General features: G+C 64.4%; 13 protein-coding genes. 6 read left to right on the top strand and 7 right to left on the bottom strand.

Translation table 11 applies throughout. From position 1 onward, the window contains the following. Window positions 1–99: 99 nt before the first annotated feature. The 7 genes from UP10_RS44645 to UP10_RS30115 all read right to left on the bottom strand — a co-directional run bounded on the left by UP10_RS44645 (window position 100) and on the right by UP10_RS30115 (window position 6373). Window positions 100–228, bottom strand: coding sequence for a DUF2474 domain-containing protein (locus tag UP10_RS44645; RefSeq protein WP_156180342.1), 129 nt, complete (start codon window positions 226–228; stop codon window positions 100–102). Beyond that, window positions 228–1232: a cytochrome d ubiquinol oxidase subunit II gene (gene cydB / locus UP10_RS30140; protein WP_044590809.1), complete on the bottom strand. Its 1005-nt coding sequence runs from the start codon at window positions 1230–1232 to the stop codon at window positions 228–230. The genes UP10_RS44645 and cydB overlap by 1 nt, the downstream gene beginning before the upstream one ends. Further along, window positions 1229–2635, bottom strand: coding sequence for a cytochrome ubiquinol oxidase subunit I (locus UP10_RS30135; RefSeq protein WP_044590808.1), 1407 nt, complete (start codon window positions 2633–2635; stop codon window positions 1229–1231). Before UP10_RS30135 ends, cydB begins: the two co-directional genes overlap by 4 nt. Window positions 2636–2744: 109 nt before the next feature. Further along, window positions 2745–3323: a thioredoxin family protein gene (locus tag UP10_RS30130; protein ID WP_044590807.1), complete on the bottom strand. Its 579-nt coding sequence runs from the start codon at window positions 3321–3323 to the stop codon at window positions 2745–2747. A 19-nt stretch (window positions 3324–3342) separates the two neighbouring features. Further along, window positions 3343–4038, bottom strand: coding sequence for a cytochrome c biogenesis CcdA family protein (locus UP10_RS30125; protein ID WP_044590891.1), 696 nt, complete (start codon window positions 4036–4038; stop codon window positions 3343–3345). Between the two features lie 411 nt (window positions 4039–4449). Then, complete coding sequence (locus UP10_RS30120) at window positions 4450–5061, bottom strand: sigma-70 family RNA polymerase sigma factor (protein ID WP_044590806.1); 612 nt, start codon at window positions 5059–5061, stop codon at window positions 4450–4452. 244 nt (window positions 5062–5305) lie between these two features. Continuing rightward, window positions 5306–6373 carry an acyltransferase family protein gene (locus UP10_RS30115; protein ID WP_044590805.1) on the bottom strand — a complete coding sequence of 356 codons (1068 nt, stop codon included), beginning with the start codon at window positions 6371–6373 and terminating at the stop codon, window positions 5306–5308. 177 nt (window positions 6374–6550) lie between these two features. Here UP10_RS30115 and UP10_RS30110 point away from each other — a divergent pair, with 177 nt between their 5' ends. The 6 genes from UP10_RS30110 to UP10_RS30085 all read left to right on the top strand — a co-directional run bounded on the left by UP10_RS30110 (window position 6551) and on the right by UP10_RS30085 (window position 13475). Next, a complete protein-coding gene (locus UP10_RS30110) occupies window positions 6551–7870 on the top strand; it encodes a UDP-glucose dehydrogenase family protein (protein ID WP_044590804.1) in 1320 nt (439 codons plus the stop codon). Window positions 7871–7990: 120 nt separating this feature from the next. Beyond that, on the top strand, window positions 7991–10459 hold the full coding sequence (gene hrpB / locus UP10_RS30105; RefSeq protein WP_044590803.1) for an ATP-dependent helicase HrpB: 2469 nt from the start codon (window positions 7991–7993) through the stop codon (window positions 10457–10459). 164 nt (window positions 10460–10623) lie between these two features. Further along, window positions 10624–11136 carry a TIGR02281 family clan AA aspartic protease gene (locus tag UP10_RS30100; protein WP_156180340.1) on the top strand — a complete coding sequence of 171 codons (513 nt, stop codon included), beginning with the start codon at window positions 10624–10626 and terminating at the stop codon, window positions 11134–11136. A gap of 197 nt (window positions 11137–11333) precedes the next feature. Beyond that, the gene (locus UP10_RS46525; protein WP_349643987.1) at window positions 11334–11498 is read left to right on the top strand and encodes a hypothetical protein; all 165 of its coding nucleotides are present in this window, start codon (window positions 11334–11336) and stop codon (window positions 11496–11498) included. Then, entirely contained in the window at window positions 11488–11835 is a 348-nt protein-coding gene (locus UP10_RS30090; RefSeq protein ID WP_044590802.1) for a HepT-like ribonuclease domain-containing protein, read from the top strand. The genes UP10_RS46525 and UP10_RS30090 overlap by 11 nt, the downstream gene beginning before the upstream one ends. A 140-nt stretch (window positions 11836–11975) precedes the next feature. Further along, window positions 11976–13475, top strand: coding sequence for a phosphomannomutase/phosphoglucomutase (locus tag UP10_RS30085; RefSeq protein WP_044590801.1), 1500 nt, complete (start codon window positions 11976–11978; stop codon window positions 13473–13475). Window positions 13476–13495 lie beyond the last annotated feature (20 nt).

The raw sequence follows: 13495 nt of genomic DNA, 5'->3' as shown, positions 1-13495 counted from the left end.
CAGCGACAGCTTGATGGCAAGTTTAGGGCGGTGTGTCGATATCTAGCTGTAATACCTCTGTTTTTCGTCGCTCGTGAAGAGGCTGCTGCGCCGAACTGCTCATTTCGGCGCAATCCAGAGTCGCAAGGCAAAGGAAATCAGGGCGACCGTGCCGACGCCGCCGAGCCAGAGCGCCGCGAACCACAGCAGGCGTTGGCCGAGCGGGCGTGGATTCGGGTCTGACCGCATCAGTGATAGCCGTGCCCGGGCTGCACCTTGCCGCGGAACACCCAATAGGCCCAGGCGGTGTAGCCGAGGATCAGTGGGATCAGCACCGAGACCCCGAACAGCATGAAGATCTGGCTGTTCTCGGGTGCTGCCGCCTGCCAGATCGTGATGCTCTGCGGCACGATGAACGGATACATGCTGATGCCGAGCCCGGCATAGGACAGCGCGAACAATGCCAGCGTCAGGAAGAACGGCTGGTAATCGTATCTGTTGGAGAGCGCGCGCAGCAGCAGCGCGGCGACGGCGGCGACCGCGATCGGCACCGGCGCGGTCAGGATGATGTTCGGCCAGGTGAACCAGCGATGTGTGTATTGCACATGCAGGAACGGTGTCGCGATGCTGACAAGGCCGATCGCGGCCAGCATCGCGATCAGCAGCACCCAGCTCAAATGATAGGCGCGGTCGCGCAATTCGCCGTCGGTCTTCATCACGAGCCAGGTCGCCCCCAACAGCGCATAGCCGGTGACGAGCGCCAGGCCGGTCAAGATGCTGAACGGCGTCAGCCAGTCCCACCAGCCGCCGGCATAATGGCGACCCTCGACATGGATGCCCCGCAGGACGGCGCCGAGCGCAATGCCCTGAGCCAGCGCCGCGAGCAGCGAGCCGCCGGCAAAGGCGATATCCCACTTGTTGCGTTCCTTCTGCGTCCGCCAGCGGAATTCGAAGGCGACGCCGCGGAACACCAGTCCCAGCAGCATCGCGATGACAGGCGTGTAGAGCGCCGGCATCAGCACCGCATAGGCCAGCGGAAACGCCGCCATCATGCCGCCGCCGCCGAGCACCAGCCAGGTCTCGTTGCCGTCCCACACCGGCGCGACGCTGTTCATGATGACGTCGCGATCGGCCTTCTGCGGGAACAGCGGGAACAGGATGCCGAGGCCGAGATCGAAGCCGTCCATCACGACATAGACGAACACGGCAAAGGCGATGATGAAGGCCCAGAGCGTGGCGAGGTCGAAGCTCATCGCGCGCCCTCCACGGCAGCGCCCGCCGCCGGCGTGATGCCGGCAGCCCGCGCGGGCACGTCGCGTGACGGGCCCTGCTCACCCTGATGCGGCGGTTGCGCCATCAGCCGCAGGATGTAGATCACGCCCGCGGTGAACACGGCGAAATAGACGATGATGAAGGCGATCAGCGAAGAGCCGACTGCGGGCGCGGCCAGCGGCGAGGCGGAGTCAGCGGTTCGCAGCAAGCCGTAGACGGTGAACGGCTGCCGCCCGGTCTCGGTGGTGATCCAGCCCGCCAGCACCGCAATGAAACCGGCCGGCCCCATCGTCACCGCGAACAGATGCAGCAGCCGCGAATGATACAGGCGTCCGCGCCAGCGCATCAGCAGGCTGAACAGGCCGAGCCCCAGGATCAGGAAGCCGAGGCCGACCATGATGCGGAACGACCAGAAGGTGATCGGCACCGGCGGCCAGTTTTCGCGCGGCACGGTGTCGAGGCCGGCCATCGGCGCGTCCGGCGAATGTTTGAGGATCAGCGAGCCCAGCTTGGGGATTTCGACCGCGTATTTGACTTTTGCCTCGGCCATGCTGGGCAGGCCGAACAAGATCAGCGGCGCACCGTCCTTGTGGCTCTCGAAATGGCCTTCCATCGCCATGATCTTGGCCGGCTGATGCTCCAGCGTGTTGAGGCCGTGCTGATCGCCGGCGAGGATCTGGATCGGCGCCACGAGAGTGGCCATCCACATCGCCATCGAGAACATCACGCGCGGGCCGGCGAGATGCTGGTCGCGCAGCAGATGCCAGGCGCCGACCGCGCCGACCACGAGCGAGGTGGTGAGATAGGCCCCCAGCACCATGTGCACGAGGCGATAGGGAAACGACGGATTGAAGATCACCTTCAGCCAGCTGGCCGCGACGAACTGGCCGTCGGCATTGACGGCGTAGCCGGTCGGGGTCTGCATCCAGGAATTGGCTGACAGGATCCAGAACGCCGAGATCAGCGTGCCGGTCGCGACCATCAGGGTTGCGAGGAAATGCAGCCTGGGGCCGACGCGCTGCATCCCGAACAGCATCACGCCGAGGAACCCCGCCTCGAGGAAGAATGCGGTCAGCACCTCATAGGCCATCAACGGGCCGATGATGGGGCCGGTCTTGTCGGCGTAAGCCGACCAGTTGGTGCCGAACTGGTAGGACATCACGATACCCGACACGACGCCCATGCCGAACGCGACCGCGAAAATCTTCAGCCAGTAATTGAACAGGTTGATGAAGACCTCGCGCCCGGTCGCAAGCCACAGCGCCTCCAGCACCGCGAGATAGCTCGCAAGTCCGATCGAGAACGCGGGAAACACGATGTGAAACGACATCGTGAAAGCAAATTGCGCGCGGGCGAGCGCGACCGCATCCCAACCTTCGAACATGACGCACCGTCCGTCGTCAATTATCGGCGCGATCTTGTACGGGATCGCGCATTCCCAGCGTGGAGCCTACCATGCCGGGAATGACGACAATACTGGTCCGATTGTCCAACTAGCTGCTGGCGTTGAGCAGCCGGGCGATGGTGCGGTCGATCTCTCCGTACTGCCCCTCGCCGTCGTGCTGGAACACGATCTTGCCGTTCTGGTCGATGATGTACTGTGCCGGCCAATACTGGTTGCGGTAGGCGTTCCAGGTCTGTGAGTTGTTGTCCTGCGCCACCGGATAGAGGATGCCGTGGCGCTTCAGCGCGGCCTGGACGTTGCTGGCGGAGTGCTCGAACGGGAACTCCGGGGTGTGGATGCCGACCACGACGAGGCCGCGATCCCTATACTTTGAATAGAGTTCGGTCACATGCGACAGCGTGTTGACGCAGTTGACGCAGCCATAGGTCCAGAAGTCCACCAGCACGACCTTGCCCCGCAGGTCGGCCAGCTTCAGCGGCGGCGAATTGAACCAGTTGCCGAGGCCGACGAACTCGGGGGCGGTCTTGCTTTGCGCGGCCGTCGTGGCCGCTGCGAACGTGACTGGCCGCGCCGGGGCATCAGCTTCGGTGCAGAGGCCGGGGATGACGGCGCCGCCCAGGCCAAGGCCCGCCACGAGAGCGGATACAGCGATCAAGCGCAGGGTCATCGATATCTCCTTTTGGGATTCACAGGCCGATCTGGCCGTCGGGATAAAAGCGTGTCAGCCACGCCACGATCAGCGTGTCGTATTGCAGGTAGGACAGTGCGGCGAAGCCAAGGATGAGGACGCCAAAGCCCTGTTGCAGGCGCGGCGCCAGGCGAGCAAAGCTGCGGACGCGAGCCGTGATGGTCTGGCCGCCATAGGCGATCGCCAGCATCGGAATCGCCGCGCCGATCGCATAGGTGACCAGTTGGAGGCTGGCCCATGCCGTGTCTTTCGATGTCGCGACGATGGTCAGGATCGAGCCGAGCACGGGACCGGCGCAGGGTGTCCAGACCAGTCCGAGCGTGCTGCCAAGGATGAAGCCGCCGAGCAGGCCCTGCGACGGGATGGCGTTGCCCATGCTGCCGGTGGCGCCGGAGATCCGGGTCGAAAGCCATTCGAATGGCGCCGGCCAGATCATCAACAGTGCGAAGCCGGCAAGCAAAATGGCAGCGCCGGTCCGCAGCACGTTCGGATCGAAATCGAACGCACGCGTGATCGCGCTCAGCAGCAACGCCACAACAGAGAATGACATCACGAAGCCGAGCGCGATCATGGCGGGCCGCGCCTTGCCGGTCTGACCTATCGATACCCCGAGCAGGATTGGCAGCATCGGCAGGGTGCAAGGCGCGGCGACGGTGGCGACGCCGGCAAGCAGGGCTAGCGCAAGACTAAGCATCGTGGTCGGTCCATCAGAGTCCCGGTTCGCCATATGGCCGCACCGGGACGCCTGATGTTCTTCGCGCTGGGGCTTGTGCCGTTACGGCTGCCGGATCACGGGACCCACACGTCTGTGTGAGATGGGACCCGCTTCATGAAGCTGCGCCAAATATGAAGCGACCCGGCTGGGGGGCATCCCGGCCGGGTCGTTGGAGGTAACTTGGGAGGTTTAGAACTTGAGCGGTTAGAAACTGGTTAGCCGGCGCCTGTTCGGCGGTTGGCGTTGCGTTGTTGAGTGAAGGTATAGAGATCGAGTCTTTCAGGCCGATGTCGTCGATTGTTTCAATTGTTTCGTCGCCTGACTTTTTTGGCTTCGTGGACAATTGCCCTGATGTCTCGATCTCCCGTTAAAGCGTTGAATTTGTTTGATTTATGCCGCGACGCTGTCCACGCCGGCGCCCCTGAGGAGGTCGGCGAGCTGCTTGCGGGCATAGAACATCCGGGTCTTCACCGTGCTCTGCGGGATGCCGATGATCAGCCCGGCCTCTTCGACCGACTTCTCATGGTAGTAGACGAGGTTGATGATCTCGCGATGGGCCGGCGACAGCTTGGCGACGCAGGCGCGCAGGATTTCGCTGGTGGTGGCGCGATCGAGCGAGGCTTCCGGGGTGTCGGAACCGTCGGCGATCTCCAGCACATCCTCCTGGTCGATGTCCTCATGCTTGCGCTGACGCAGCGCGGTCAGCGCCTTGAAACGGGCGATCGACAGCAGCCAGGTCGACACCTGCGAACGCCCCTCGAACTGGGAGGCGGTCCGCCAGACGTCCAGGAACACCTGGCTCACCAGATCTTCCGCCAGGGTGGTGTCGCGCACCATGCGCAGCACGAAGCGGTAGACCCGGACATTGTGACGGGCATAGAGCGTGTGCATCGCGGTGCGGTCGTGCGTGGAGATACTCTCGAGCAGCATCTCATCCGAGGTCGCACGGGCAGCGGCAATGTGCTTGTCGGCTGCGGCGTTGATGGCGATGACGTTCGGCATGACAGGCTCCCAATTCGCCGTTTGGCGGCGGTTCGTTGGGAGAATTGTTAGTTACCGCCCGTTTCCGGATGTCTGCGCGAAAAGTGGAAAATGGTTTCGTGAGCGGGAGAATTGTTTCGTCGGAAGGCTCGCGACGAAACATTCGGGACAAAAAATCCAATCATTTCAATATGCAGAAAATTCGATGGGCCGGATTCTCTCGTGCCGGAACGAATCCGGCCGTGACTTCCGGCACTATCGGGGCTTACTCGGCCGCCTGCAGCTTGGGCGCTGCCTTTTTGGGGGCAATCCAGAATGCCTCGGGTCGCTCGAACAGGAAATTGGCCCGCGCTGCCAGCGCCAGCCGCCAGATCAGCAGCGCACCGGCGACGCCGACCGCGGTCACGAGCAGCGAGATCAGGCCGATGTCGTGGATCGGGCCGAACCGCAGCAGGACGGTCCGTGTCACGGCCATCGGCAGGAAGAACGCGAGATAGATGACGATCGAGTGCTCGCCGCAGAAGCGCAGGAAGTTCAGCCAGTGTGCGCGTGCCAGCAGCGTGCCGATCACGATGATCGCGCAGGCACCCGCAAGGCCCAGCGCCAGCGAGACGATCGGCCACTCGCTGACGTCGAGCGTGACAAGGCCGCCATTGATGACTGCCCAGAGCCCAAGCCCGAGCAGCGCAAACATGGGCCGCGCCCGCGCGCGGTCCGACAGCGCGAAGACGTAGCTGGCCACGATGTAGCCGGTAAAGAAATAGACGAAGCGCGCGCAGAACTCGTCGATGGCGGTCCAGCCGGTCGCAACATGCGTCATCTCGAGCGCCGCAGCGATCAGCCAGATGACGAGCGGGTGAATATTGCGTGTCAGCTTCGTGACGACGAAGAAGATCGGCAGCAGGTAGATGAACCACAACGTGCCGAACGGCTCGATGAAGGATTCCAGATAAAGCAGCCCGACCTGGCTCCAACTCGATTCAGCGGCGAGCGACGGCGCCTTGAAGCCGAACTGGATCGTCACCCAGAGCACGTAGAAATAGGCGAAGTGCATCACCTTGCGGTCGAGATAGGTGCGCCAGTCGCGATCGATCACGACCGACAGGAAAAGCCCCGAAATCAGGAAGAAATCCGGCATCCGGAACGGTTTGGCGAACATCACGACATAGTGCATGAAGCCGGTCTGCTCGGCGGCCTTCTCCACGCCCAGTACCGAATGCATCATCACGACCATGACGATGCAGATGCCCTTGGCATAGTCGACCCAATCGACACGCCCGGCCGTCGTCCCGGCGGAACGATCTGTCGCAGCGGATGTGCCGTTTGCGGTCATCTTTGTCCTGTTTCGGCGGTCGCGGGCGCATCATCGGCCCGATCGGTTTCTTTCTTCTTTATTCATACAAATGACATGCCGCCGAATCGGCGCTTTTCCACGTTCCCCTTGACCGGCAAATGCTCTAAGAGGCGCAGGAATCGCTGGGATCGTTAACCATAGGAAGCGGGTTGTTTCATGCGCATTGCCATGATTGGCACGGGTTATGTCGGGCTGGTGTCGGGCGCCTGCTTTGCAGATTTCGGTCACCACGTGACCTGCGTGGACAAGGATGCGAGCAAGATCGCAGCGCTGCATCGCGGTGAGATCCCGATCTTCGAGCCCGGCCTTGACGCGCTGGTCGCAGCCAATGTGAAGGCCAAGCGGCTCGAATTCACCACCGATCTGGCGGCGCCTGTCGCCGAAGCCGACGCGGTCTTCATCGCGGTCGGCACCCCGTCGCGGCGCGGCGACGGTCACGCCGACCTGACCTATGTCTACGGCGCCGCGCGCGAGATCGCCGCAGCCCTGAAGGGCTTCACCGTCGTCGTCACCAAATCGACCGTGCCGGTCGGCACCGGCGACGAGGTCGAGCAGCTGATCCGCGAGACCAATCCCGCGGCCGAATTCGTCGTCGCTTCCAATCCGGAATTCCTGCGCGAGGGCGCCGCGATCCGCGACTTCAAATTCCCCGATCGCATCGTGGTCGGCACATCGGACGAGCGCGGACGCAAGGTGCTCGGGGACGTCTACCGGCCGCTGTCGCTCAACCAGGCGCCGGTGATGTACACCGAGCGGCGCACCGCCGAGCTGATCAAATACGCCGCGAATGCGTTCCTCGCGACCAAGATCACCTTCATCAACGAGATCGCCGATCTCGCCGAGAAGGTCGGCGCCGACGTGCAGGAGGTCGCGCGCGGCATCGGCCTCGACAACCGCATCGGCTCGAAATTCCTGCATGCGGGCCCGGGTTTCGGCGGCTCCTGCTTTCCGAAGGACACCCGCGCGCTGATCAAGATTGCGCAGGATAACGACGTGCACCTGCGCATCGTCGAGGCGGTGCTCAGCGTCAACGACATCCGCAAGCGCGCGATGGCGCGCAAGGTCGCGAACCTCTCCGGCGGCAGCCTGCGCGGCAAGACCATCGCGGTGCTCGGCCTGACCTTCAAGCCCGACACCGATGACATGCGCGAGGCGCCGTCGATCCCGCTGGTCACCGGCCTGCTCGACCTCGGCGCCAAGGTGCGCGCGCATGATCCGGTCGGCATGGAGCAGGCCCGCAAGGAACTGCCCGACATCGAGTATTGCGACGACCCCTATGATTGCGTGAGGGGTGCCGACGCTATGGTCGTGGTCACCGAGTGGGTGCAGTACCGCACGCTCGATCTCGCGCGGCTGAAGGCCGAGATGAAGCAGCCGGTCGTGATCGACCTGCGCAACATCTACCGCCCCGAGGACATGGCCGCGCTCGGCTTTGCCTATGACAGCATCGGCCGCGCGCCGGTGCCGCGGGCGTAACTGCAATACCGCTGTCATACCCCGCGGAGGCGGGGTATCCAGTACCCCCGGTTTTTGTAACCGGAGATGACAGTGGTTACTGGATCACGCGCTTTCGCGGGTGATTGACGGATATCTGGTTTGCCCCGCCAATTCGATAGCCCGCTGCCGATCGATGCTGTGCTCGATGAACTCGATCGCACGCTCGCCAATCATAACGCCGCGGTGCTGGTCGCGCCGCCGGGCGCCGGCAAGACCACGCGGGTGCCGCTGGCGCTGCTCGATGCGCCTTGGGCGAAGGGAAAGAAGATCATCGTGCTGGAGCCGCGCCGCATCGCGGCGCGCGCCAGCGCCGAGCGGATGGCGAAGACGCTTGGCGAGCGCGCCGGGGAGACCGTCGGCTATCGCGTTCGCTTCGGGTCCAAGATATCGCGCGCGACGCGGATCGAGGTCGTCACCGAGGGTATCTTCTCGCGGCAGATCCTCGATGATCCCGAGCTCAACGGCGTGGCCGCCGTGCTGTTCGACGAATTCCACGAGCGCTCGCTCGATGCAGATTTGGGGCTGGCGCTGGCGCGCGACGCGCAGACCGGGCTGCGCGAGGACCTGCGCATCCTGGTGATGTCGGCAACGCTGGACGGCGCGCGGGTCGGCAAGCTGCTCGGCGATGCGCCTGTCGTGGCGAGCGAAGGCCGCGCCTTTCCGGTCGAGACCCGCTATCTCGGCCGCAAGATGGATGTGCCGCTGGAGCGGCAGATGGCGGATGCGATTGCGACCGCGCTGCGCGCCGATGCCGGTTCGGTACTGGCGTTCCTGCCGGGTGCCGCCGAAATCCGCCGCACCCAGAATTTCCTCACCGAGCGGGTGCAGGACCCCTCGGTCGAGATCGTGCCGCTGTTTGGCGCGCTCGACGCCAGCGTGCAGGATCGCGCCATCGCGCCAGCGCCGAAGGGAGTCCGCAAGGTGGTGCTGGCGACCTCGATCGCCGAGACGTCACTGACCATCGAGGGCGTTCGCATCGTGGTAGATTGCGGCCTCGCGCGCGTGCCGCGCTACGAGCCTGATATCGCGCTGACCCGGCTCGAGACGGTGCGCGCCTCGCGCGCGGCGGTCGACCAGCGGCGCGGCCGCGCCGGCCGCACCGAGCCCGGGGTGTGCTACCGGCTCTGGGACGAGCCGCAGACCGCGTCGCTCCCGGCCTACACGAGCCCTGAAATCCTCTCCGCCGATCTGTCGTCGCTGTTGCTCGACCTCGCGCAATGGGGTGTCAGCGATCCCGCAAGTCTCGCCTTCCTCGATCCGCCGCCGGCGCCCGCGCTGAAGGAGGCTAGATCGCTGCTGAGCGAACTCGGCGCGCTCGATGGTGACGGCCGCATCACCGCGGAAGGCAAGAGCCTGCGCGCGCTGGCGTTGCCGCCGCGGCTGGCGCGCATGATCGTGGATTCGGCGCGCTTCGGCGCAGCCGAGGACGCGTCCGAGATCGCGGCCATCCTCACCGAGCGCGGGCTCGGCGGTGACGGCGCCGATCTGGATTACCGGCTTGATCAGTTCCGCCGTGACCGCTCGCAGCGGGCGTCGAGTGCGCGCAGCATGGCGCAGCGCTGGGCCGCGCAGGTCGATGCACGCGGGGCTGAGCAGGCGGATCTCTCCACCGGCGTCATGCTGGCCTTCGCCTTTCCGGACCGCGTCGCGAAGAACCGCGGCAATGGCAGCTTTGTGCTCGCCAATGGCCGCGGCGCAGCCGTCGAGCAGATCTCCGCGCTGGCGCGTGCGCCCTATATCGCGGTCGCCGAACTGACCGGCACGGCCGCGAACGGCCGTGTTCTGCTGGCGGCACCGATCACGCAGGACGAGATCGAGCAGCGTTTCGCCGACCAGATCGAGACCGTCGAGGAGGTGTCGTTCGACCGCGGCGCGATGTCGCTACGCGCCCGCCGCAAGCGCTCGCTGCACGCGATCACGCTGTCGGAGGCGCCGATGTCGCTATCGCCATCGGCCGAAACGGCGCGCGTCTTCGCTGATGGCCTGATCGCCGCTGGCCTCGACCGGCTGCCGTGGTCGAAGCATTCCAAGCAATGGCGCGACCGCGCCATGTTCCTGCGCAAGGCCGAGGGTGAGAACTGGCCCGATCTGTCCGACGCCGCGCTTGCCGCGCGCACCGACGATTGGCTGGTGCCCGCACTCTACGACAAGATCGCCCTGAAGGACCTCTCCGCCGGGGAGCTATCAGATGCGCTGACGTCGCTGTTGCCGTGGGAGCTGCGGGCGCGGCTCGATCGCGAGGCGCCGACGCATTTCGAGGCGCCGACCGGCACCCAGCTTGCGATCGACTACGAGGCTGAGCAGGGACCGACCATCGCGGTGCGATTGCAGGAGCTGTTTGGGCTCAACACCCATCCGGCAATTGCCAAGGGCGCGGTGCCGCTGGTGCTGGAGCTGCTGTCGCCGGCGCAGCGGCCGGTGCAGGTGACGCGGGATTTGCCGGGTTTTTGGCGCGGCAGCTACGCTGCAGTGCGTTCCGACTTGCGCGGCCGCTATCCGCGCCACCCCTGGCCCGAGGATCCCGCCAGCGCGATGCCGACCAGGCGGGTCAAACCGCGCGGGACGTAGATTTGGGTACGACGAGATTGGGTAGCGGCAGGTCCAGTGAGCTGGCCGGCATTAACCCTTCGCTCATCCTTTTCGTCAAAATGGCAGGCTCGTGCCCGCGGCATCGCTCGCCGCGGGGCGTCCGGCGTGGTCAAATTGCGTCTTCGGTCTCCGAGTGTGGCGTCATGCGTAACCTGATGATTTTCGCGGCCATCATGATCGGGCTGGGCACCTTCATGGCTCAGGTCGCCAGCAAGATGACGCCCGCCGCCGCGACCTCTGTGCAGAAGACCGCGGCTCCCGTCGTCACGGTAGCGCAGGCCAGCGCCCGTACCCTGAGCATTCCGCAAGACCCCCGCGGCCACTTCGCGACCGACGGCCGCATCGACGGCCAGCGCATCGACTTCATGGTCGACACCGGCGCCTCGCTGGTGGCACTGAACGAGACAGCGGCCGCGCGTTTTGGTGTGCGTCCGACGCCCGGCGATTACACCTCGCGCATCACCACCGCCAACGGCACCATCAAGGCCGCGCGCACTCACATCGCCATGATCGAACTCGGCGGCCTGATCGTGCGCGACGTCGATGCCCTGGTGCTTCCGGATGAAGCACTCTCCGAAAACCTGCTCGGACTGTCCTTCCTGTCGAAGCTGAAGCGCTTCGAATACGCCAACGGCAAGCTGGTGCTGGAGCAGTAAGGCCCGATCGCGCTGCGGCAGCCCCTCCCGGTTGCGGCCGCTACGTGTTATATTGAGTCCATGAACAGCTCCGATGCGATCGACACACTCCAGCGTTCCGAGCAGGCCCTGCGCGATCGTGGGGTCGCGCATGCTGCCCTGCCCTGTTCGGCTCGGTCGCGCGGGGCGATAGCCGCTCGAACAGCGATATCGACATTATGATCGAAATCGATCCGGACGCGCACCTGACGGTTTTCGACTACGTCGGTCTCAAGGAGTACATCGCGGGCCTCTTCGATAGGCCCGTCGATGTGGTCAATCGTGACACCTTGAAATCGCACGTTCGGCCCGCAGCAACGGCCGATGCCGTCTATGCCTTCTGATCGCGCTGACGGTGCGCTTCGCGATATCCTGCATCACATCGACTTGGCGACGAAGTTTGTAGAAGGCTTCGATCGTCAGACGTTCAAGGCTGACATTCGCTCCGTCTATGCGGCGACGCGCTGTCTGGAAATCATCTCGGAAGCATCGCGGCGTTTGCCGGCCGACCTCAAGGCGCGATATTCTGCAATTGCGTGGAAGCAGATGGCCGGCGCCGGGAATGTCTATCCGCATGACTATGAGGATGTTGCCGCGCAGTTCGTATGGGACATGGTTGAGCGCGCCTTGCCGCCCTTGAGAACCGTCGTCGAACAGGAGATCGCGCGTCTGATCAGATAGATGCGGCCGCATCTCGCGTGGTCACCGCCAATTCTGCCGCAATTATCGGCCACCCAGCCACTAGTCTCGTCTTTCGCTCGGCCTGCGCATTCGCTAAGGCTGCAGCGATGCCCTTCCGCACCCGACCATAAGGCTGATCTATGTTTCCCAAGCCGAAATCCGCGCTGGTTCCGAATACCTATGCCTTCGAATCCGAACCGATGGTGAAGCCGACCGGGTTTCGCGAATATGACGCGCGCTGGCTGTTCAACAAGGAAATCAACCTGATGGGCGTGCAGGCGCTGGGCATGGGGCTCGGCGCGCTGATTGCCGAACTCGGCGTCGAGCAAGAGATCGTCACCGGCCATGATTTCCGAGGCTATTCGGCCTCGATCAAATATGCGCTGATCTCGGGCCTGATGGCGGCGGGCTGCAAGGTGCACGACATCGGGCTCGCCGTCACGCCGATGTCGTACTTCGCGCAATTCGATCTCGATGTGCCCTGCGTTGCGATGGTCACCGCGTCGCATAACGACAATGGCTGGACCGGCGTGAAGATGGGCGCCAACCGTCCGCTGACCTTCGGTCCCGACGAGATGACGCGGCTGAAGCAGATCGTGCTCAATGCCGAATTCAACAACAAGGTCGGCGGCTCGTATCAATTCCACGAGAATTATCCGGCGCGCTACATCGCCGACCTCACCAGCCGGCCGAAGCTGAAGCGCAAGTTGAAGGTCGTGGTGGCCTGCGGCAACGGCACCGCGGGCGCATTCGCGCCGCAGGTGATGGAAGCAATCGGCTGCGAGGTGATTCCGCTCGACACCGAGCTCGACTACACCTTCCCGAAATACAATCCGAATCCCGAAGACATGGAAATGCTGCACGCGATCCGCGACGCGGTGCTGGCGCACAAGGCCGATGTCGGCCTAGGCTTCGACGGCGACGGCGACCGCTGCGGCGTGGTCGACAACACCGGCGAGGAGATCTTCGCCGACAAGGTCGGCGTGATGCTGGCGCGCGACATGTCGGCGATCCACAAGGACGCGCAGTTCGTCGTCGACGTGAAGTCGACCGGGCTGTTCGTGACGGACCCGGTGCTGCAAAAGCAGGGCGCCGAGACCGTCTACTGGAAGACCGGCCATTCCTACATGAAGCGCCGCACCAACGAACTCGGGGCGCTCGCCGGCTTCGAGAAGTCCGGCCACTTCTTCTTCAACAAGCCGTTCGGCCGCGGCTATGACGACGGGCTGGTCTCGGCGATCGCGATCTGCGAGATGCTCGACCGCGCGTCCGGCAAGTCGATGGCCGATTTGAAGAACGCGCTGCCGAAGACCTGGTCGTCGCCGACGATGTCGCCGCATTGCGCCGACGAGACGAAATATGGCGTCGTCGATTCCGTGGTGAAGCATTTCGAGACGCTGCAGCAGCAGGGTGGCAAGGTCGCGGGCCAGCCGATCCGCGATCTCGTCACCGTCAACGGCGTGCGGGTCACGGCCGAGGACGGCAGCTGGGGCCTGGTGCGGGCGTCGTCGAACAAGCCCGAACTGGTGGTCGTGGTCGAAAGCCCGGTCAGCGAGCAGCGCATGCACGACATGTTCGAGGCGATGGATTCGGTGCTGCGCACCCATCCCGAGGTCGGCGAGTACAATCAGAAGATTTGAACGGGGCGCTCGCGACGCCC

It is taken from the genome of Bradyrhizobium sp. LTSPM299, from assembly GCF_000938235.1.
Classification (GTDB): Bacteria; Pseudomonadota; Alphaproteobacteria; order Rhizobiales; family Xanthobacteraceae; genus Bradyrhizobium.
The sequence above is the reverse complement of the archived record's forward strand: the minus strand, read 5'-3'. Positions and strand labels throughout refer to the sequence as shown.

Coding starts and splice junctions, on each gene's coding strand:
- UP10_RS30125 (WP_044590891.1), bottom strand. CDS start 4,038: ATGCTTAGTCTTGCGCTAGCCCTGCTTGCCGGCGTCGCCACCGTCGCC.
- UP10_RS46525 (WP_349643987.1), top strand. CDS start 11,334: ATGATCGAAATCGATCCGGACGCGCACCTGACGGTTTTCGACTACGTC.
- UP10_RS44645 (WP_156180342.1), bottom strand. CDS start 228: ATGCGGTCAGACCCGAATCCACGCCCGCTCGGCCAACGCCTGCTGTGG.
- cydB (WP_044590809.1), bottom strand. CDS start 1,232: ATGAGCTTCGACCTCGCCACGCTCTGGGCCTTCATCATCGCCTTTGCC.
- UP10_RS30120 (WP_044590806.1), bottom strand. CDS start 5,061: ATGCCGAACGTCATCGCCATCAACGCCGCAGCCGACAAGCACATTGCC.
- UP10_RS30110 (WP_044590804.1), top strand. CDS start 6,551: ATGCGCATTGCCATGATTGGCACGGGTTATGTCGGGCTGGTGTCGGGC.
- UP10_RS30085 (WP_044590801.1), top strand. CDS start 11,976: ATGTTTCCCAAGCCGAAATCCGCGCTGGTTCCGAATACCTATGCCTTC.
- UP10_RS30090 (WP_044590802.1), top strand. CDS start 11,488: ATGCCTTCTGATCGCGCTGACGGTGCGCTTCGCGATATCCTGCATCAC.
- UP10_RS30130 (WP_044590807.1), bottom strand. CDS start 3,323: ATGACCCTGCGCTTGATCGCTGTATCCGCTCTCGTGGCGGGCCTTGGC.
- UP10_RS30100 (WP_156180340.1), top strand. CDS start 10,624: ATGCGTAACCTGATGATTTTCGCGGCCATCATGATCGGGCTGGGCACC.
- UP10_RS30115 (WP_044590805.1), bottom strand. CDS start 6,373: ATGACCGCAAACGGCACATCCGCTGCGACAGATCGTTCCGCCGGGACG.
- UP10_RS30135 (WP_044590808.1), bottom strand. CDS start 2,635: ATGTTCGAAGGTTGGGATGCGGTCGCGCTCGCCCGCGCGCAATTTGCT.